22 protein-coding genes and 1 rRNA gene are annotated in these 18,289 nt (G+C 46.2%); 11 read left to right on the top strand and 12 right to left on the bottom strand.

The genetic code is table 11. The features are described from left to right. Positions 1–19 precede the first annotated feature (19 nt). Both dnaK and J0A67_RS21320 read left to right on the top strand, forming a co-directional pair. Positions 20–1,933 carry a molecular chaperone DnaK gene (dnaK, locus tag J0A67_RS21325; RefSeq protein WP_206571431.1) on the top strand — a complete coding sequence of 638 codons (1,914 nt, stop codon included), beginning with the start codon at positions 20–22 and terminating at the stop codon, positions 1,931–1,933. A 129-nt stretch (positions 1,934–2,062) separates the two neighbouring features. After that, positions 2,063–2,437 (top strand): co-chaperone GroES, encoded by a 375-nt coding sequence (locus tag J0A67_RS21320; protein ID WP_206571430.1) that lies wholly within the window; start codon positions 2,063–2,065, stop codon positions 2,435–2,437. A 50-nt stretch (positions 2,438–2,487) separates the two neighbouring features. Here J0A67_RS21320 and J0A67_RS21315 read toward each other — a convergent pair whose 3' ends face one another. From J0A67_RS21315 to rocD, 6 genes are all read right to left on the bottom strand, one after another. Further along, entirely contained in the window at positions 2,488–2,847 is a 360-nt protein-coding gene (locus tag J0A67_RS21315) for a hypothetical protein (RefSeq protein WP_206571429.1), read from the bottom strand. A gap of 295 nt (positions 2,848–3,142) precedes the next feature. Then, complete coding sequence (locus J0A67_RS21310; protein WP_206571428.1) at positions 3,143–4,318, bottom strand: porin; 1,176 nt, start codon at positions 4,316–4,318, stop codon at positions 3,143–3,145. 110 nt (positions 4,319–4,428) lie between these two features. Beyond that, complete coding sequence (locus tag J0A67_RS21305; RefSeq protein WP_206571427.1) at positions 4,429–5,724, bottom strand: ammonium transporter; 1,296 nt, start codon at positions 5,722–5,724, stop codon at positions 4,429–4,431. A 515-nt stretch (positions 5,725–6,239) separates the two neighbouring features. Then, a complete protein-coding gene (gene hemB, locus J0A67_RS21300) occupies positions 6,240–7,208 on the bottom strand; it encodes a porphobilinogen synthase (protein ID WP_206571549.1) in 969 nt (322 codons plus the stop codon). An 82-nt stretch (positions 7,209–7,290) separates the two neighbouring features. Further along, the gene (locus tag J0A67_RS21295; RefSeq protein ID WP_206571426.1) at positions 7,291–7,959 is read right to left on the bottom strand and encodes an HAD family hydrolase; all 669 of its coding nucleotides are present in this window, start codon (positions 7,957–7,959) and stop codon (positions 7,291–7,293) included. 49 nt (positions 7,960–8,008) lie between these two features. Continuing rightward, complete coding sequence (gene rocD / locus J0A67_RS21290) at positions 8,009–9,265, bottom strand: ornithine--oxo-acid transaminase (protein ID WP_206571425.1); 1,257 nt, start codon at positions 9,263–9,265, stop codon at positions 8,009–8,011. Between the two features lie 58 nt (positions 9,266–9,323). Here rocD and J0A67_RS21285 point away from each other — a divergent pair, with 58 nt between their 5' ends. The 9 genes from J0A67_RS21285 to J0A67_RS21245 all read left to right on the top strand — a co-directional run bounded on the left by J0A67_RS21285 (position 9,324) and on the right by J0A67_RS21245 (position 13,830). Next, positions 9,324–9,488, top strand: a complete 165-nt coding sequence (locus J0A67_RS21285) for a C1orf53 family protein (protein WP_206571424.1) — start codon at positions 9,324–9,326, stop codon at positions 9,486–9,488. Between the two features lie 103 nt (positions 9,489–9,591). Next, positions 9,592–9,834: a 50S ribosomal protein L28 gene (rpmB, locus tag J0A67_RS21280; RefSeq protein WP_026968635.1), complete on the top strand. Its 243-nt coding sequence runs from the start codon at positions 9,592–9,594 to the stop codon at positions 9,832–9,834. Between the two features lie 32 nt (positions 9,835–9,866). Further along, positions 9,867–10,049 carry a 50S ribosomal protein L33 gene (rpmG, locus tag J0A67_RS21275; protein ID WP_009036148.1) on the top strand — a complete coding sequence of 61 codons (183 nt, stop codon included), beginning with the start codon at positions 9,867–9,869 and terminating at the stop codon, positions 10,047–10,049. 37 nt (positions 10,050–10,086) lie between these two features. Further along, complete coding sequence (locus tag J0A67_RS21270; protein ID WP_206571423.1) at positions 10,087–10,239, top strand: DUF4295 domain-containing protein; 153 nt, start codon at positions 10,087–10,089, stop codon at positions 10,237–10,239. A gap of 94 nt (positions 10,240–10,333) precedes the next feature. Further along, positions 10,334–11,290, top strand: coding sequence for a signal recognition particle-docking protein FtsY (gene ftsY, locus J0A67_RS21265; protein ID WP_206571422.1), 957 nt, complete (start codon positions 10,334–10,336; stop codon positions 11,288–11,290). A gap of 119 nt (positions 11,291–11,409) precedes the next feature. After that, positions 11,410–12,255 carry an SPFH domain-containing protein gene (locus J0A67_RS21260; protein WP_206571421.1) on the top strand — a complete coding sequence of 282 codons (846 nt, stop codon included), beginning with the start codon at positions 11,410–11,412 and terminating at the stop codon, positions 12,253–12,255. A gap of 4 nt (positions 12,256–12,259) precedes the next feature. Continuing rightward, positions 12,260–12,748: a hypothetical protein gene (locus tag J0A67_RS21255; RefSeq protein ID WP_206571420.1), complete on the top strand. Its 489-nt coding sequence runs from the start codon at positions 12,260–12,262 to the stop codon at positions 12,746–12,748. 3 nt (positions 12,749–12,751) lie between these two features. After that, positions 12,752–12,934, top strand: coding sequence for a type II toxin-antitoxin system antitoxin (locus J0A67_RS21250; protein WP_206571419.1), 183 nt, complete (start codon positions 12,752–12,754; stop codon positions 12,932–12,934). Between the two features lie 131 nt (positions 12,935–13,065). Further along, positions 13,066–13,830: a class I SAM-dependent methyltransferase gene (locus J0A67_RS21245; protein ID WP_206571418.1), complete on the top strand. Its 765-nt coding sequence runs from the start codon at positions 13,066–13,068 to the stop codon at positions 13,828–13,830. Here the strand turns inward: J0A67_RS21245 and J0A67_RS21240 are convergent. From J0A67_RS21240 to rrf, 6 genes are all read right to left on the bottom strand, one after another. Next, on the bottom strand, positions 13,827–14,789 hold the full coding sequence (locus J0A67_RS21240; RefSeq protein ID WP_206571417.1) for a glycosyltransferase family 2 protein: 963 nt from the start codon (positions 14,787–14,789) through the stop codon (positions 13,827–13,829). The two genes, J0A67_RS21245 and J0A67_RS21240, sit on opposite strands and share 4 nt — an antisense overlap. Beyond that, complete coding sequence (locus tag J0A67_RS21235) at positions 14,789–15,751, bottom strand: glycosyltransferase family 2 protein (protein WP_206571416.1); 963 nt, start codon at positions 15,749–15,751, stop codon at positions 14,789–14,791. The genes J0A67_RS21240 and J0A67_RS21235 overlap by 1 nt, the downstream gene beginning before the upstream one ends. Before the next feature lie 3 nt (positions 15,752–15,754). Next, positions 15,755–16,303: a DUF4199 domain-containing protein gene (locus J0A67_RS21230; RefSeq protein WP_206571415.1), complete on the bottom strand. Its 549-nt coding sequence runs from the start codon at positions 16,301–16,303 to the stop codon at positions 15,755–15,757. A gap of 11 nt (positions 16,304–16,314) precedes the next feature. Then, positions 16,315–16,824 (bottom strand): DUF4199 domain-containing protein, encoded by a 510-nt coding sequence (locus tag J0A67_RS21225; RefSeq protein ID WP_206571414.1) that lies wholly within the window; start codon positions 16,822–16,824, stop codon positions 16,315–16,317. Next, the gene (locus J0A67_RS21220; RefSeq protein WP_206571413.1) at positions 16,817–18,058 is read right to left on the bottom strand and encodes a dihydroorotase; all 1,242 of its coding nucleotides are present in this window, start codon (positions 18,056–18,058) and stop codon (positions 16,817–16,819) included. Before J0A67_RS21220 ends, J0A67_RS21225 begins: the two co-directional genes overlap by 8 nt. 151 nt (positions 18,059–18,209) lie before the next feature. Continuing rightward, positions 18,210–18,289: ribosomal RNA gene (rrf, locus tag J0A67_RS21215) — 5S ribosomal RNA — on the bottom strand; the annotation flags it as partial.

The raw sequence follows: 18,289 nt of genomic DNA, 5'->3' as shown, positions 1-18,289 counted from the left end.
TATCTAAATCTATATAATCATGGGAAAAATTATAGGCATTGACTTGGGTACCACCAACTCCTGCGTAGCCGTAATGGAAGGTAACGAACCTGTAGTCATCCAAAACAGCGAGGGAAGGAGAACCACGCCATCTATCGTGGCTTTTCTGGACAACGGAAACGGTGAGCGCAAAGTAGGTGATCCGGCTAAGCGCCAGGCTATCACCAACCCAGCCAACACGATTTCCTCTGTAAAAAGATTCATGGGAAAGAAATTTTCCGAAGTATCTGAAGAGAAAAAGCATGCTTCCTACAAAGTGGAGCAAGGGCCAAATGATACCGTAGTCATCAAAATCGGCGATAGATCTTATACTCCACAGGAGCTTTCCGCCATGATTCTTCAGAAAATGAAGAGCACTGCCGAGGACTTCTTGGGACAGACCGTCACCGAAGCGGTTATCACCGTTCCTGCTTACTTTAACGATGCCGAGCGTCAAGCAACCAAAGAAGCAGGTCAGATCGCAGGCCTGGAAGTGAAGCGTATCATCAACGAGCCTACCGCCGCGGCACTTGCCTATGGTATGGACAAGAAAAACCAGGATATGAAGATCGCGGTGTATGATCTTGGCGGTGGTACGTTCGATATCTCTATCCTTGAGTTGGGCGATGGTGTATTCGAGGTAAAATCCACTAACGGCGACGTTCACTTGGGTGGTGATGACTTTGACCAGGTGATCATCGACTGGCTGGCTGCCGAATTCCAGGCTGAAGAGCAAATCGATCTGAGAAAAGACCCGATGGCTTTACAGAGATTGAAGGAAGCTGCCGAAAAAGCTAAAATTGAGCTTTCTAGCTCCGCTTCTACTGAGATCAACTTGCCTTACATCACCGCAACTCAGACTGGCCCTAAGCACTTGGTAAGAAACCTAAGCAGAGCCAAATTTGAGCAGCTTTCCGAATCTTTGGTAAAGAGATCCATGGATCCTTGCGTCAAGGCGCTAAAAGACGCCGGCATGACTGCTTCTGATATCGATGAGGTAATCTTGGTGGGTGGCTCTACCAGAATCCCTAAAATCCAGGAAGAAGTAGAGAAGTTCTTCGGGAAGAAACCTTCTAAAGGAGTAAACCCTGACGAAGTGGTGGCAATCGGTGCTGCTATCCAAGGTGGGGTTTTGACTGGCGAAGTAAAAGACGTTCTTCTTTTGGACGTGACACCGCTTTCATTGGGTATTGAGACCATGGGCGGGGTTTTCACTAAATTGATCGAATCCAATACGACCATCCCGACGAAAAAGTCCGAAGTGTTCTCTACTGCCGCTGACAATCAGCCCGCCGTTGATATCCACGTGTTACAAGGCGAGAGACCGATGGCAAAAGACAACCGCTCTATCGGACGCTTCCAATTGACTGACATTCCACCGGCACAACGAGGCGTTCCTCAGATCGAAGTAACCTTTGACATCGACGCCAATGGCATTTTGAACGTATCAGCCAAAGACAAGGGAACTGGCAAAGAGCAGAAGATCAAGATCGAAGCTTCCTCCGGCTTGTCTCAGGATGACATTGCGAGAATGAAAAGCGAAGCCGAAGCAAATGCCGCTTCCGACAAAGCCGAGAAAGAAAAAATCGAAAAGCTGAACCAAGCCGACAGTTTGATTTTCCAAACAGAGAAGCAGCTGAAGGAATACGGAGACAAGCTCTCAGACGGAAACAAAGCAAGTATCAGCTCTGCTTTGGAAACGCTGAAGTCTGCCCACGGATCCAAAAACATCGAGGGAATCGATGCTGCTATGGCCGCACTGAACAAAGCATGGGAAGCGTCTTCTCAGGAAATGTACAATGCGACCCAAGGTGCCGAATCTCAGCCTGGGCCGGACGCGGGCGAAAGCAGCGCAGCGGGCGGAGACGGTGTCTCGGACGTAGACTACGAAGAAGTGAGCGAGGACAAAAAATAATCCTTCCGTTTCATCCAATGGAGCGACATCTCAAATGGTAAGATGCCGCTCATTGTACAGAGCCAAGAATCAAGATTTTAAAATCAAGACTCTTGGCTCTTTGCCCTTGATACAATCCTCAAAAAACACATGCAACTCACAGCTGAAAATAAATTAAAGAAATTGATACTAGTCGGCGACCGGGTGCTTATCCGTCTAAAAAAGCCTGACGAAAAAACCGGTTCCGGACTTTACTTGCCGCCTGGCATACAGGAAAAGGAAAAAGTACAGCAGGGCTACATCATCAAAGCAGGCCCGGGTTACCCGATCCCAATGCCCGCGGAGGACAGCGAGCCTTGGATGGACCAAGACGAAAAAGTAAAATATGTGCCTCTTCAGGCCAAAGAAGGAGACTTGGCTATCTTTCTGCTCTCCGGTGCACATGAAGTTCTCTATGAAGGGGAAAAATATTTCATCGTCTCCCAAAATGCTATCCTAATGCTGGAGCGAGAAACAGAACTTTAAAACAAAAGCCCCGAAAATTCGGGGCTTTCATACTTTTAGTCCATTTGAGCTTAATGCAACCAACCCTTTTTGGGTCTCATCGACTTGGGTTGTTGGAATACGGCTTTTGAATCCACCGTAGTTTTTCTGTCCCACGGGTTTCTGTTTTTGGCCTCAAGGCCTTTAGGATTGTCGATCACATCTCTGAAACCGACCTTGAGTCTAGATGAGGGCTTTGTCATCCATACATCGGAATTTTTGGCGACAGGACCTTGAAGGGTCGCCGGGCTTGCTTCGTGGACCAGAGTAATCTTCGGGCCCTGAATGGTTCCCGCTGGGGCGTTTTTAAACTTAGGGCCGGTCAGGATCTCTTGGGAGTAGCCCATGGCCGAAATCACAAACGCAGAAATAAACAGGGTCAACTTTTTCATATCTGTAGAGTTTGGGGTTCTGCATAAATATACTAAATGACGACCCCAAAGGTTACAGAAATCAGTTGATTAATGTAAATTTCTTCACTTTTTTAAAATATTATTCCAAATTAAAAACATTACAAGACAAAAACAGTATTATATTTCAAACCTGTATTTTTGAAAAAACCAATTTCCAGCGAAAAACAGGCTTTAAAAACAGGCGGTTTCACCCAAAAACTAGGTGGAAAAAAAAAACCGAGGCGAAATTCACCCCGGCTTTAATTAACAATAGACCCTGTTTAAATTATCAAAATTAGAAAGCAAACACCGCTGCAAAGAGGAATGATGCAAGGCTCTTGCTCCCGTTGAGATCTTTGTTTACGAAAAACTCTTCTTTCATGCTGTCAACTCTTAGTTCAGGAATCAAAGTCAGGTTACCCCCTACCTTGATATTTCCTGAAAGCGTCGCTGCAAATACTCCGCCATCACCATCGGAATCAAGTCCCACAACACCTTCCAACCCACTATTGAACACGCTAAAGTATTCACCACGGAGGCCGATAGCAAAATTCTCAGAAGGGCTGGTCTGCAAATACCCGGCAAATCCATAAAAACCAGCGCCATCTCCATCCAAGTCTTGGATATCAGAACCAGTAAAGAGCTCACCAGAACTGGTTGTGTTGTATGTCGTGTTGACACCGAGATACAACTTGTCGGAGAGATCAAAGCCTGTAGTCAGATCCACTTGAAAGGTCTTACCCATAGAGCTTTGATCTGGAGTCAGCGAACCGTCGTCTGTTAATTTTCCATCTTGGTCCCCGTAAACAAAGTTTAGATAGGTGTTTCCAGCATCAGTAGAATAACCCAACTGAGCTCCAAGGGTATAAGTACCAACTAGGTTGAATTCAGTCATGTCAGTGGGATTCATCACTGCAGCCAAGAAGGAAAACTTGTCTGACAATTGGAAGTTGGCCTTCAAGCCGGTGTGGGAAAATGGGCCGTAGGAAAACATGTAAGAGGTCGAATAGTTAAAGTTGGCCGTAGGAGAGATCACCTCGTAGCCGAGGAAGGTATTGAAGTTACCCATCGTCAGGGTCACTTTATCCGACACGTTCCAATAGACATATAGCTGATTTACGATCTGGGAGCTACCTGCCATTCCGCCTGCGTAAAGCGGAGAACCAAATACCGCGTCCTCACCACGTGGGCCAAAAACCAAATCCGCCACTGCACCAACTTTTTTGCCTTGGTAGGTCGCAATGATATTCGCCATGCCTAGCGCAAAACCTGGCAGGTTACCAAATGAGCTTGCAGGAGCTTGGAAGTTCTCTCCTTTATTTGGTGCATTGAAGTTAGTTCTAAAATACGCGTCCACAGAGCCAGACAGCGTCAAAGAACCTGATTCTTCTTCTGCAGTTTCTTCTTGGGCAAAGGCAACTTGATATGTAGAAAGTGCCACGCAAAGTATAAGTAGTAGTAATTTTTTCATTTTAGTTTTGAGTCTTGATTAATGATAGAGTTGATCAGGCCCGCGCCGGCAGAAAGAGAGTCGCATTTTTTTCCTCCGGGCGGGATTTTTTTTTTGCAAGGTCTAGTTTGTTATTCATCGTAAACAATCGTGTATCCGCGGATTCCGTGTTCATGGGAATCCAATCCGTTTCGCTCGTGCTCTTCTGATACCCGTATTCCCATGGTGCTTTTCAGCACAAAGAAGATGATGAAGGCTGCGGCAAAGGCGGTGATACCACAGATGGCCACGCCGATTAATTGCGTAAAGAAGGAATGGTCAGGGTTGGTCGAAAAGATACCGACGGCCAAAGTACCCCAAACTCCGCAAGTCAGGTGGACGGATACGGCACCGACGACATCATCAAGCTTAGCTCTATCCAACAATACCGCAGAAATCACTACCAGAATACCTCCGATAAAGCCTACAAGCACCGCTGGGCCCGGATTGATGACATCCGCACCGGCGGTGATCGAAACAAGGCCAGCCAATATCCCATTCAGCACCATTCCTAGATCTAGTCGCTTGAAGGCAAAGTATGCTGCCAAAAATCCGCCCAAACCTCCTGCGCATGCCGCCAAACAAGTAGTAACGAGAACGAAGGAAACCAAGCCGGGATCAGCGGATAGGACTGAGCCTCCGTTGAATCCAAACCAGCCAAGCCAAAGCATAAATACACCTATGACCGCCAACGGAACACTAGAACCAGGTTTTTCTACGGTTTTTCCATTTACATACTTGCCGATCCTCGGGCCAACCAGTATCACGCCAGCCAAAGCTCCCCAGCCACCTACTGAGTGAACCAGCGTGCTTCCCGCAAAATCGTAAAAACCCATCTCGTCGAGTGCCCCTCCGCCCCATTTCCAACTTCCGATAAGGGGGTAAATCAAGCCAACGTAGAATAGCGTGAAAACCAAATAGGCTCCCAATTTCACACGCTCGGCAATAGCTCCGGAAACTATGGTAGCTGCGGTTGCCGCAAACATTGCCTGGAAGAGAAAGTCGGTCCAGTAGGTATATCCTGCGTCTGCGTACCCAGCCGTAATGTCTGCCGTCTCTGGCGCAAACCAGAAAAGACTCCACCCGGCGGCATCAAAGCCAAACCATCCTGGCAAATCGAATCCCGGATACATCAGGTAGAATCCCACTACCGCATAAGAAAGAATGCCGATAATCGGCGTGATGGTGTTCTTGAAAAGAATGTTCACCGTGTTTTTGGCCTGGCCAAATCCTGCCTCTACTCCGGCGAATCCCAGGTGCATGATAAACACCAAGGCTGTAGAGAGCATCATCCATACATTGTTTGTCGTGAGGAGGTTTTGGGTGAGTTCCGCCGACAGGTCGATCGCGGCCGCATCTTGGGCCAACAGGGGTGCGAAATAATCCATTAGGTTTAGGTTAAATTTTGAACGTATTTCAGAATTTAAAATAGGTTTGAGAGCAATTGCTTCTATCGAATGTAATTATAAAAAAACTATAAAAACAAACCACTTTTTCAATTTTAATCAAAATAGATAAGCTTGTAAGGTATTTTTAAACCCTTTTTTTGCCTTTTTTTCAACAACAAATCATTTTTGACCGATTTTGACAACCACGTAAATCATAAAATAATATTTGGAAAATCTTCAGGAAATTCTTTGGAAACGATTACGAAATCCGTCAAACAAATCAAAAAGCAATAGAAACAGAATATTACAGAACATTAGTTTGAATTATTCCATTTTGTAGAATTTTAAACTATATCAGATTTTTTGTCAAAAACATAATTTTTAAAAAAACACACATTTTTTCAATCTAAAACCAAGAAAAGAGCACAGATTTATCACACAACACCCTAATAATATCCCATCGAACAAAAAAAAAGGCCGGATCTCTCCAGCCTTGGCTTAAAAACAAACAAGTTCTACTTCTTCAGCAAAGCAAACTCTTTTGCAAAGTAAGACAGGATGATCTTAGCCCCTGATCTCTTGATCGAAAGTAGGATTTCCAGCATTGCACGCTCCGAATTGAGCCAGCCATTCGCCGCAGCCGCTTTTACCATACTATATTCCCCCGACACGTTATAAGCGGCAATAGGCAATGGCGAATGATCACCAAGCAGTTTGATGATATCTAGGTAACTCAAGGCAGGCTTCACCATCAGGAAGTCCGCCCCTTCTTCGGCATCCAAGTCGGCTTCAATCAAAGCTTCTCGAGCGTTGGCCGGATTCATTTGGTAGGTCTTTTTATCTCCAAACTTAGGCGCAGAATCCAATGCATCTCGAAACGGCCCATAAAAAGCACTTGCATACTTGGCCGTATAGGACATGATCGACGTGTCCGTGAAGCCGCTTTCATCCAACAAGCGCCGTATGTGGCCTACCCTTCCATCCATCATATCGGATGGCCCGAGGATATCCACCCCAGCTTCGGCCTGCGCCAGCGACATCCTTCCAAGGATCTCAAGAGTTTCGTCGTTGAGAATCTTTCCGTTTTTGACTAGACCATCGTGTCCATCGCTACTATAGGGATCCATCGCGACATCAGACATCAGGCACACTTCGGGGAATTGTTTTTTGATCTCACGAAGCGCTTTCAGGTAAAAAGTTTCCGGATTCCAGCTTTCGGAAGCGGTGGCAGTTTTGAGTGATTCCGGATAGGCCGGAAAGACATCAAAAGCCATAATTCCGAGCTTCATACACTCCTCGATCTCTTTAAGCATAAGATCCTGAGAAAACCGGTAAATCCCTGGCATCGATCCCACTTCCACTTTCTTGTTTACTCCATCGATAAGAAAAAGCGGGAAAATCAGATCGTTCACAGACACGGAATTTTCCTCGACTAGATTTCTCACGGCTTCGGATTTACGATTTCTACGTGGTCTTCTTAGCATCATAAGTATTGTTCAAAACTGCCGTAAAGTTAATCATACAGCTAGATTCCATCAGCAAAGAATAGGAAAAGCGAGGCCTGCTTTAGAAAATCTTGCTTCCCTCGAGCAGGGCGCTGACCCTAGCCACATTCAGCCCCAGGTAGTTCTCAATATAATAGTCACAAATCGGAAGCTCATCCTTCGAATGGGAGGAAAGCACACCGACGACCTTCATCCCTGCGTTCTTCGCCGCGGACACTCCGGAAAACGAATCCTCAAAGACAATGCATTGCGCCGGATCCAGAGACATGTTTTGGGCGGATTTCAGGTACACCTCCGGATCAGGCTTGTGTTTGGTCACATGCTCGCTCGCCAAGGCGGATTCGAGATGGGGAAAAAGATCGAGTTTGCCCGCTATCAGCTCTAGGTTGGCAAATGGAGCCGAGGTTGCCACTGCGGTCTTGAATCCCTCTTTTCTCAATTCATGGAAAAAATGTAAAAACCCTGGAATGGGATCGACATGCGCCTCATAGATCTCTCTGAACAGACTCTCTTTTTCATCTTCCAGATCACGAAGCTCCTGCCCTTCGATCTTTCTCCCTAGAAAATGGCTCAGAATGTAGCCGTTGTTTTTCCCATACATGTGCGCCGCAAAATCTTCTTCTGTGGGAGCTAGATTTCGCTTTTTGAAAAAAACCTGAAAAGCTTGGGAGTGAAATGGGTTGGTATGGCAGATCACGCCATCCATATCGAAAATTACTGCTTGTCGCATAAGTTGGTCGCTGAAGAAATAGTTTGAAAGAGGTAACTCGTCCAGACGACTAAAAGTGCGAACTCAGGCCCATTTTTTTAAACCCCAAAACAACCCCTTCAATTATCTCACAGCATTCGGACAGTTGCGACTCGGTCATCACCAGAGGTGGGGCGAATCTAATGATGTTGCCATGTGTCGGCTTGGCGAGCAATCCTTTTGCAGCCAGATTCAGGCAAATATCCCAAGCAGTCGTACTTTCGGGATCGTCATTGATCACGATTGCATTGAGCAGGCCCTTGCCTCGTACTTTGCTTATGAGGTCGGATTTTTCCACCAGAAGCTGCATCCTTTCCCTGAAAATCCTTCCCAGTTTATCGGCATTTTCGGCCAAACGCTCTTCCTTGACCACTTCTAGAGCAGCAATTGCGACTTTAGTGCCAAGAGGATTCCCTCCGTACGTAGAGCCATGCTGCCCTGGCTTGATCACATCCATCACAGCGTCGTCCGCCAAAACAGCTGATACTGGATAAAATCCTCCAGAGATCGCCTTGCCTAAGATCAGCATATCAGGCCTAACCTCCTCATGGTCCACTGCCAGCAGCTTGCCTGTACGGGCGATGCCAGTTTGGATCTCATCGGCGATGAACAATACATTCTTCTCTTCACAGGCCGCTTTTGCCTTCCTCAAATATCCTTTATCCGGCACAAAAACTCCTGCCTCACCCTGAATAGGCTCGACCAAAAAAGCCACCACCGCCGGATCGTGAAGCGCTCTTTTCAACGCTTCGACATCATTATAAGGTATCCTCACAAACCCAGCCGTGTATGGACCGAAGTTTTTGCGGGCGTTTTTGTCGTTGGAAAATGAGATGATAGTCGTTGTCCTCCCATGAAAATTCCCTTCCGCCACGATAATCTTGGCAGCGTTTTCATCCACTCCCTTTCGCTCATACCCCCATTTTCTGGCGATCTTGATTGCCGTCTCGACTCCCTCTGCTCCTGTATTCATAGGCAGGACTTTGTCATAGCCAAAATATTCTGTAATGTATTTCTCAAACTGACCAAGCACGTTATTGTAAAAAGCCCGGGAAGTCAAGGTCAACATTCCCGCCTGCTCAATCAGCGCACTTTTGATTTTGGGATGGCAATGCCCTTGGTTGACCGCGGAGTATGCGGACAAGAAGTCATAATACCTCTTCCCATCCACATCCCAGAGGAAAACCCCTTCGCCCCGCGCCAGCACGACCGGCAATGGGTGGTAGTTGTGCGCCCCATACTTATCCTCTAGTTCTATCGCCTCGGCTGCGGAAGTGATTATATCCATGTTTTGATTAGTTTTGTCGGGTAAAGCAATCGAAGAAAGCCAAATATAACAATTGCCCATGGGCCAAGCCACGAAACCGGAGAAGAAGCCTTTGCCGGAACTGACTTCTGAGGATTTTTACCTCAACGAGGATGGTTTGATGGTTTTTACTGAGATTTATCACCTGAAGCGGGGCTATTGCTGCAAAAGCGGCTGCCTCCATTGCCCCTACCCAAAAGACTGAGATGAGCTAGGAATATTTTTAAAACGCTTTGTTGTTAATTCCCAAAAAGTTCCGATATTTGCAGACTCATTACAGAAACGCATTCATTTTACGATACGAAATCATGGCAAAAGTTTGTGACATAACCGGAAAAAGACCTCAAGTAGGTAATAACGTGTCCCATGCAAACAACAAAACCAAGCGTAGATTCTACCCAAACCTTCACAAGAAGAGCTTCTACGTACCTGAGGAAGACGCATGGATCACTTTGAAAGTGTGCTCTAAGGCATTGAAAACTATCAACAAAAACGGGATCACTGCAGTTTTGAAAAAAGCGCAGGACTCCGGAATGATTGTCATCAAGTAATCAAAGTCACAGTCCCCTAAATCAACACCGAGATGGCTAAGAAAGGAAATAGAGTACAAGTGATTATGGAATGCACTGAGCACAAGAACTCCGGCATGCCAGGTACTTCAAGATACATCACTACCAAAAACAGAAAGAATACTACTGAAAGATTGGAGCTGAAGAAATTCAACCCTATCCTGAAGAAGGTAACTGTTCATAAAGAAATCAAGTAATTTAGCTCGGGGGTGATCCCGCTTAAACAACAAAGAAATGGCTAAGAAAGTAGTAGCAACCCTGAAAAAAGAAGGTGGCGTGTCTTACGCCAAAGTGATCCGCGCCGTGAAGTCTGACAAGACTGGTGCTTATACCTTCAAAGAAGAAATGGTTCCTTCCACTCTGGTACAGGAAACTCTCAAAAAATAATTTGCCTAGCGCATCGTAATGCACTTCGAGTCCCTCTGGTAGAAAATCAGCAGGGACTTTTTCATTATATTCCACTTTTAAAACACTTCGCAGCATGGGAATCTTTGGATTTTTCTCAAAGGAAAAAAAAGAAAGTCTAGATCAAGGGCTTCAGAAAACCAGCGAATCCATTTTCTCCAAGCTCAGCAAGGCAGTAGTAGGAAAGTCCCAGGTCGATGAGGAAGTACTCGACCAGCTCGAAGAAATCCTCATCACTTCCGATGTCGGGGTCGACACCACGATCAAGGTCATTCGAAGAATCGAGGAGCGAGTAGCCCGGGACAAGTACCTCAACTCTTCTGAGCTGGATGTGATCCTGAGAGAAGAAATCGCCTCCCTACTGGAGGAAAACAATACTCAAGACCTACTAGATTTTGATATTCCTGCAGACAGAAAGCCTTACGTCCTGATGGTCGTCGGGGTAAACGGTGTAGGAAAGACTACCACCATCGGCAAGTTGGCAAACCTCTTCAAAAACGCAGGCAAATCCGTCGTATTGGGAGCGGCGGATACCTTCAGGGCTGCTGCCGTAGATCAGCTTATCCTCTGGGGTGAGAGAGTCGGCGTGCCGGTAGTCTCTCACGGCATGAATACCGATCCGGCGTCCGTCGCATTTGACGCAGTGAAACAAGGCGTAGACACAGGTGCTGACATCGTAATCATTGACACCGCCGGACGCCTGCACACCAAAGTTAACCTCATGAATGAACTCGGCAAGATCAAGCGGGTAATGCAGAAGTTCATTCCCGACGCACCGCATGAGATACTTTTGGTATTGGACGGGTCTACAGGTCAAAATGCGTTCATACAAGCCAAGGAATTCACCAAGGTCACCGAAATCTCCGCATTGGCCATCACCAAGCTTGACGGAACGGCAAAAGGAGGAGTAGTTATCGGGATTTCCGACCAATTCAAAATTCCCGTGAAATACATCGGCGTTGGCGAAAAAATGACAGACCTACAGTTGTTTAATCGACGGGAATTTGTCGACTCGCTTTTTAAAAAGAAATAAAAGCCACCAACCAAAACCTGATACCCCGGCAACACTGGGGTATTTTTTTTTATCAAAACTTGAACTTCCAAATCCATTTCACGTAATTCACAATGATATCATTTTAACATCATATTGAAATGGAAAAAATAACCAAACCCAGTTCAGGATACATCATGGTTTTCCTGGTATTATTAGGAATCATTGGTTCCGCATTTCTCCTTTCTGCCGGCGCGCTGGTTGGTGGGATCCTCCTTTTTTTGGCCATTGCCTGCTCGCCTGGATTCTTTATCGTCGAACCAAACAAAGCAATGGTTCTTCTCTTGTTCGGAAAATACGAGGGAACGGTCAAGGAAAATGGATTCTACTGGGTCAACCCTTTTATGACCAAAAAGAAAATCTCGCTTCGGGTGAGAAACTTTGAAAACAAACCACTCAAGGTCAACGACAAGATCGGAAACCCGGTAATGGTGGGGACGATCGTGGTTTGGCAGGTAGAGGACACATTCAAGGCTACTTTCGACGTGGAAGACTATGAAAATTTCGTTCACCTGCAGAGCGATGCTGCGGTGAGAAAGATGGCCGGTCTTTATCCCTATGACAACTTTGAGGATGAAGAAGCAGAGATAACGCTTCGATCCGGTGTGGAAGAAGTCAACCACTCCTTGGAAGCGGAAATCATAGACCGACTCAATCACGCCGGCATCAAAGTAATTGAGGCCCGAATCTCCCACTTAGCCTATTCCTCGGAGATTGCGTCTGCGATGCTCCAGAGACAACAGGCCACGGCAATCGTCGCCGCTCGACAGAAAATAGTCGAGGGAGCCGTCGGAATGGTTGAAATGGCACTGGCAGACCTGAAGATGAAAGACATCATAGAGTTTGACGAGGAAAAAAAGGCCGCGATGGTGTCTAATCTGATGGTGGTGCTTTGCTCGGATCGAAGCGCCAGTCCAGTGTTGAATGTTGGAACGTTAAATCAATAAGCCCATGCATGGTCGGATATTCAAAGAAGAGCAAAGCTACCGGGGCACCTGGGTCTTCTATCTTGTTCTGATGCTGGAGATCCCGACGATCGTTATTGTAAGCGTATTGGTATTGACTAATGAATCTGAAAGGCAAGAGGGTATCATTGCCCTAGCGGCAATAGTCACCGTGATGGCATCAGTGATGGCACTCCTTTTCAATGTCAGGCTTCAGACAAGAATTGATGAAAGGGGCATCCACTATCACTATTTCCCTTTCGTGAAGTGGCGTTTGATCGAAAAACCATCGGTCAGGTCAGCCAAGGTGACTACTTTCAGCCCGATCACGGACCATGGGGGCTGGGGCATCAAAGGAAACCGAACGACCAAAGCTTATACCGTGATGGGTGATTCCGGACTTTTGATTGATTTGGGAGAAAAGAGAAAAGTCCTAATAGGCACGCAAAAACCAAAGGAACTCGCTGAGTTTATTGAAAACTGGATGGAGGATTAGATCATGTCCAAGAAAAAAGCATTTGCTCTCCGACTAGATGAATCCATGATGAAATCATTGGAAAAATGGGCTGCGGATGAATTCCGAAGCACCAACGGACAGTTGGAGTGGATTATCCGCGAGTCATTGAAAAAGGCCGGCAGATTGCCAAAGGGATCCCCTGAGGATACCGATGAACCGGAATAGGCAAGAAACAACAAAACTAGTATATCACTAAAGCGGAGGTATCCGCTTTTTTTTGGCTCAAATGCCAGGAATATCAGTCTGATCGAGTCCAACTGTGATTGTTTTGGTAATTTGCGCCACATTGTCATTTCATGAAAACCGCAATCAGTTTCGTCATTAGGTACGTCCCGCGTCCCATTCTTCAGACCATTAGCCCCATGGTGATGAAAACACTTTCACTATTGAATCGTGGGAATGACGTGGAATGCCCGGTTTGCAAGAGCCAGTACAAGAAATTTTTACCTTATGGAAGAATTGCTCGAGAAAACGCCCTTTGTCCGAGTTGCCTAGCTTTGGAAAGACATCGTCTGATGTGGCTTTTCTTGCAGGAGAGGACAAACTTTTTCACCGGCAAGCTCAAGGTACTCCATGTTGCGCCGGAGCATTGCTTCATCGAGCGGTTCGAAGCCTTGCCTAATTTGGACTATATCACGGCAGACATCGAATCACCACTCGCAAAGGTCAAGATGGACGTTCATTCTGTTCCTTTTCCGGACAACAGCTTCGATGTGGTCTTTTGCAACCACGTACTAGAGCATGTGGACGATGATATCTTGGCGTGTTCGGAATTCAATCGGGTGCTGAAACCAGGGGGATGGGGTATCCTGCAATCGCCAGTTTATCCTTTGGAAAGAACTCTTGAGGACAAAACGATCAACGATCCAGCCGAACGGGAAAAGCTCTTTGGCCAGCGCGATCATGTTCGAAAGTTTGGAAAAGACTATGCAGAACGACTTCGAAAGTCAGGTCTTCAAATCGAGGAAAACCTCTTTGTCAAGGAGCTCCCCGCCGAAAAAGTGAAGCGCTTTGCACTGGCACCCGATGAGGTCATTTTTGTGTGCAAAAAAGGCATTTAGCCATTTACCGCCTTTTTTGCCAGCTCAAATAGCAACCCAGCCCCGTAGCTGCCAAGCTGAATAGCTGATGTCACTAGCGCCAAAGCGCCTACCGGTAAAGACGCATATTTACGGCTTGCGGACCAGACCACTAGTAGCGCCCACACTCCCAAAATCATAAGATGAGGCATCAGGAATTTTGGAAAAAAAACAGCATTGACGAGAAGTAAAACTACAAAGAGCAAGAAAAGAGTAGGCATCCAATGTACTGCCTTGATAGCTTCGGGATGAAACCTCGAGACGTTAACCCGGTTTCTACCAAAGGAAAACGCCTGCTTTGCAAATGACTTCAGGGTGTTTTTCCGTTTATGATAGACATACGCCTCTTCGACCAGTTCTAGTTTGTATCCGGCCTTCTTGATTCGAATACTCCATTCGATGTCCTCTCCTCGGTTTGGATCTACAAATCCGCCCAACTTTTCGAAGACCTCCCTGGAAACTCCCATGTTAAATCCCCTCGCTTGGTACTTTGCTGGATCCTTCAGCTTGCCCCTGATTCCGCCGGTAGTCCAAAAGGAAGTCATCGCAAAGTCCATGGCTTTCTGAAGGTTTGAAAAATCGGCCGAAGCCGCATCTGGCCCGCCAAAGGCGTCCAGTTTTCTTTCCTTGATGGCGCCCTGCAACTCCTTGAGGTAGTTCTGAGGCAAGATCACATCTGAGTCTAAGATCACAAAGAAATCGCCCTGTGCCTTAGCCATTCCCGCATTTCTTGCAAATCCCTGACCTTGGTTGTCCTGGATAAGATACTGGATCGACAAGAAGGAAACATACTGGGAGACAACCTTGTCCGCTCGGACGGTCGACCCATCCTCTATCAAGATCACCTCAAATTCCCGATGGGTTTGATGAGCCAAACTGGAAAGAAGTTCGAGAACTTCATTTGGACGATTGTAGACCGGTATGATTACCGAAAAAAGCATCAGAAGTCAAAATTTACCTCCTCGTCAATTTTGTATTCAATCTCCTTTGACTGGTTGGACGTCATCAACTCGGCAATAAAACCAGTCACAAAAAGCTGAACGCCGATGATCAAAGCTACCAAAGCCAGGAAAAACAAAGGTTGATCTACGATCTCTCGAACTTTGAGGCCTTTGCTTAACCCATATATTTTCTCAAAAATCAACCAGGCGGTAATCAGAAAACCGGTGAGAAATGATGCGCTACCCAAAAGCCCAAAAAAGTGCATGGGCTTTTTCTTGTACCTGTGCACAAAGGAAACCGTGATTAGGTCCAAGAACCCATTGAGGAAACGTTCCAAGCCAAACTTCGAGTAGCCGTACTTTCTTGGCTGGTGCTGCACCACCTTCTCCCCGATCTTCCCAAAGCCATTCCACTTCGAAAGCAGAGGGATGTAGCGATGCATTTCCCCATACACATGGATGTTTTTAACGACTTTATTCTTGTAGGCTTTCAGTCCACAATTGAAATCATGGAGCTGTATACCCGAAATCCACCGCGTCACACCATTGAAAAATTTGGAGGGAATGGTTTTGGATATCGGATCATGTCGCTCCTTTTTCCAGCCGGAAACGACATCGAGTCCATCAATCGCCACCATCCGATAGAGCCCGGGAATCTCATCGGGACTGTCCTGCAGGTCTGCGTCCATCGTTATGACCACTTCGCCAACAGCGCGCCTAAAACCTGCATCGAGAGCTGCTGACTTTCCGAAGTTCCTTGTAAAATTCAGCCCTTTCAAATTCGGATTTTCCTGGGACAAGCGGTGTATGACTTCCCAAGAGCGATCAGTACTGCCATCATTTACTAAAATCACCTCATAAGAAAAGCCGTGTTCTTTCATCACACGGCTGATCCATTGGGTTAATTCTGGCAAAGATTCTTCCTCGTTGAAAACAGGAACAACTACGGAAAGTTGGGTCATAGATTAATAGTCCAGCGATTTGTCTCGCTTCTTTAGGATTGCCGCCAAAATTAAGGCGATAATGGCATATATGATCAATCCAATACCAAAGTTTTTCAATTGACCGCCAATGGAAAAGGAGGCCGCAGTACTATTCCGAATTTCATCCAATGTAGCCGGTGGAAGTGAATCCGGATTCTGTCCAAAACCCTCCATCATCTCAAGGGATTTTTGGAAAGCAATATCAGTCAAAACGCCCGGCAATGAAGGGTCAATCACGTGAAAAAGGAGTATCTGGCCTATCAAGGAAATAATCCCGGAAATGATCATGGCGACAAAACTAAAATTAAAGGCGGTACCAAAACTCATGAAGCCGCCGAGCTCTGCGCGATATTGCTTGCCAAAATAGATGATCAACCCAAAGAAAACTACAAGGCCAATCAACGCCAGCCATAAGGAAGCCAATAAACTGGAGTCGATAAAATAGGCAATGTAGGTGATGGCCAAAGCCACCAATCCCATCGTGAGTCCTGGTTTGATAGCTGCCTGAAATGGTGTCTGTTGCTCTTCCATAAAAGAATTAGTTAGGGGTTTTTCCTGAAAATAATAGAAATAATAATGCTAAAAAACATTCCAGGGACGATTTTCCAAAGTCCATCGTTTAAAGCAATATCCCAAGGCCCCATCCCGACCATGCTTGTTTCAGTGCTTAAATAGGACGCTTCGCCCAGTTGGGAAATGATCGTTTCCCTATTTTCGGCGAGAACTTGCATTTTCTGCACCTTGATCTGATCAAAAAGCTCGGGAGAAAAGCTCAGTATTACCCAAATTCCAATCACTGACAATAGGCCCAACAATGAGTAGGCAACGAAGCCTACCGTCATGCCTTCCGCAAAAGACAAATAGCCAGAATTGACACTTTCCTTGAAATACTTGATAGCAAGAAATACTGCAACGGGCACCAAAACGTAGCCAAACAGCAAGTTTAGATTCGTCGGGTCAGGATACAAAAAGGAAAGGGTGGAAAAGGAAACGACACTCAAAAGCCCGCCAAGCGCCCCAAATTGATAAGCAGATCTGAAGTACCTATTCATCCGTCTTGATCAATTTCCCTTTTTGAACGACGTATTTGACCTTGCCGGTAAGTGCAGATCGATACCAAGGATTGTTTGCTGACAGAGACTTGTTGGACTGTTCGTCGTAAGTCCATTTTTCCTCTGGATCGAAAATAGTCCACGAGGTATTCTCCACCGAAAGAATGCTCTCCGGGCCACTTGTTATTTTATCTATCAATAGACCCCAAGAAAGCTCATCCGCTAATTGAACCATTGCAGGCAAAAAGGTCTGCAGACCTGCCATTCCAAATGCAGCCAAATCGAACTCGGCAAATTTCGAATCAAAGTCCTGGGGCTGGTGATTGGATACGATGGCGTCGATCGTCCCGTCCTTTAGACCTTCTATCAATGCAGCTCTGTCTTCGTTTCCTCGGAAGGGAGGTTTTACCTTAAAGTTGGAGTCGAAAGTCACCAAATCCGAATCGGAAAAAACCAACTGATAAATGGAGACATCCGCGGTTACCCTCAATCCGCTTGCCTTGGCTTCTCTGATCAACGCGACACCTTTTGCGGTACTCAAGGTTTGAAAATGGACTCTTCCCCCAGCATATTTCAAAATCTCCAGGTTGCGTTGTATTGCTACGTCTTCCGCCAAATTCGGGATCCCCTTCACTCCCAACTGAGTGGAGATAAATCCTTCATGCATCTGTCCAAAAATCCCGAGTAGCGGATCATATGCGTGGTCAAACAATACTCCGTCAATTTTCTGAAGGTATTGTAGGATTTTCATGTATCGATCCGAGTTGGCTAGGGTCTTCACCCCATCTCCGAAAAAACGTAGGCCGGATTGAAAATGCATGTCCAAGATTTCCGTGAGATCCTCCCCCTTAGCATCTTTGGTCACGGCTCCCATCACAAGGAGCTCCGATGTGTATTTTGCTGCCTTGGCCAGTACAAAATCCACTTCACTTTTCGACTGGATTACCGGCTCCGTGTTTGGCATGATTAAGGCATGGGAAAATCCAGATTCCTTTAAAGAATCGCATAAAGTCTCCACAGTCTCCCTATACTCTTGCCCTGGTTCGCCAAGTCCGCAGCGGAGATCAATCCAGCCCTTGGAAGCAAAAAAACCAGAGCAATCTATAGTTTTATCGAATCTGCGCGCGTCGGAATCAAAGACCTGTTCAATCAACCCATTTTTGAAAGTGTAATCTCTTGAATCCAAAATTACCCCATCCTGAATCAATCTAAGGCCTTTCAGTAGTACGTTCATCAATTTGAGTTTTGCTGCAAAAGTGCAACAATAATGGCTAAAAAGAAAAGTGATGGCTGCAAAAGCTGGAATTGAGGAGAAAGGATACGATGTTAACTACGCTGCCCCCAACGCAAAAAACCCTTTCAGTTTCCTGAAAGGGTTTGGAATAATGTGGCGGCGACCTACTCTCCCGGGTGTAACCCCAGTACCATCGGCGCTGCAGGGCTTAACTTCTCTGTTCGGGATGGG

It is taken from the genome of Algoriphagus aestuariicola (assembly GCF_017254835.1).
GTDB lineage: Bacteria > Bacteroidota > Bacteroidia > Cytophagales > Cyclobacteriaceae > Algoriphagus > Algoriphagus aestuariicola.
The sequence above is the reverse complement of the archived record's forward strand: the minus strand, read 5'-3'. Positions and strand labels throughout refer to the sequence as shown.

Excerpts from the sequence above, each read along its gene's own strand:
- J0A67_RS21255 (WP_206571420.1), top strand. The coding sequence starts at position 12,260 with ATGCATGGTCGGATATTCAAAGAAGAGCAAAGCTACCGGGGCACCTGG.
- J0A67_RS21260 (WP_206571421.1), top strand. The coding sequence starts at position 11,410 with ATGGAAAAAATAACCAAACCCAGTTCAGGATACATCATGGTTTTCCTG.
- J0A67_RS21225 (WP_206571414.1), bottom strand. The coding sequence starts at position 16,824 with ATGAATAGGTACTTCAGATCTGCTTATCAATTTGGGGCGCTTGGCGGG.
- J0A67_RS21320 (WP_206571430.1), top strand. The coding sequence starts at position 2,063 with ATGCAACTCACAGCTGAAAATAAATTAAAGAAATTGATACTAGTCGGC.
- hemB (WP_206571549.1), bottom strand. The coding sequence starts at position 7,208 with ATGCTAAGAAGACCACGTAGAAATCGTAAATCCGAAGCCGTGAGAAAT.
- rocD (WP_206571425.1), bottom strand. The coding sequence starts at position 9,265 with ATGGATATAATCACTTCCGCAGCCGAGGCGATAGAACTAGAGGATAAG.
- J0A67_RS21295 (WP_206571426.1), bottom strand. The coding sequence starts at position 7,959 with ATGCGACAAGCAGTAATTTTCGATATGGATGGCGTGATCTGCCATACC.
- J0A67_RS21310 (WP_206571428.1), bottom strand. The coding sequence starts at position 4,318 with ATGAAAAAATTACTACTACTTATACTTTGCGTGGCACTTTCTACATAT.
- J0A67_RS21235 (WP_206571416.1), bottom strand. The coding sequence starts at position 15,751 with ATGACCCAACTTTCCGTAGTTGTTCCTGTTTTCAACGAGGAAGAATCT.
- J0A67_RS21230 (WP_206571415.1), bottom strand. The coding sequence starts at position 16,303 with ATGGAAGAGCAACAGACACCATTTCAGGCAGCTATCAAACCAGGACTC.
- dnaK (WP_206571431.1), top strand. The coding sequence starts at position 20 with ATGGGAAAAATTATAGGCATTGACTTGGGTACCACCAACTCCTGCGTA.
- J0A67_RS21245 (WP_206571418.1), top strand. The coding sequence starts at position 13,066 with ATGAAAACCGCAATCAGTTTCGTCATTAGGTACGTCCCGCGTCCCATT.
- J0A67_RS21270 (WP_206571423.1), top strand. The coding sequence starts at position 10,087 with ATGGCTAAGAAAGTAGTAGCAACCCTGAAAAAAGAAGGTGGCGTGTCT.
- J0A67_RS21240 (WP_206571417.1), bottom strand. The coding sequence starts at position 14,789 with ATGCTTTTTTCGGTAATCATACCGGTCTACAATCGTCCAAATGAAGTT.
- J0A67_RS21220 (WP_206571413.1), bottom strand. The coding sequence starts at position 18,058 with ATGAACGTACTACTGAAAGGCCTTAGATTGATTCAGGATGGGGTAATT.
- J0A67_RS21285 (WP_206571424.1), top strand. The coding sequence starts at position 9,324 with ATGGGCCAAGCCACGAAACCGGAGAAGAAGCCTTTGCCGGAACTGACT.
- rpmG (WP_009036148.1), top strand. The coding sequence starts at position 9,867 with ATGGCTAAGAAAGGAAATAGAGTACAAGTGATTATGGAATGCACTGAG.
- ftsY (WP_206571422.1), top strand. The coding sequence starts at position 10,334 with ATGGGAATCTTTGGATTTTTCTCAAAGGAAAAAAAAGAAAGTCTAGAT.
- J0A67_RS21250 (WP_206571419.1), top strand. The coding sequence starts at position 12,752 with ATGTCCAAGAAAAAAGCATTTGCTCTCCGACTAGATGAATCCATGATG.
- J0A67_RS21315 (WP_206571429.1), bottom strand. The coding sequence starts at position 2,847 with ATGAAAAAGTTGACCCTGTTTATTTCTGCGTTTGTGATTTCGGCCATG.
- rpmB (WP_026968635.1), top strand. The coding sequence starts at position 9,592 with ATGGCAAAAGTTTGTGACATAACCGGAAAAAGACCTCAAGTAGGTAAT.
- J0A67_RS21305 (WP_206571427.1), bottom strand. The coding sequence starts at position 5,724 with ATGGATTATTTCGCACCCCTGTTGGCCCAAGATGCGGCCGCGATCGAC.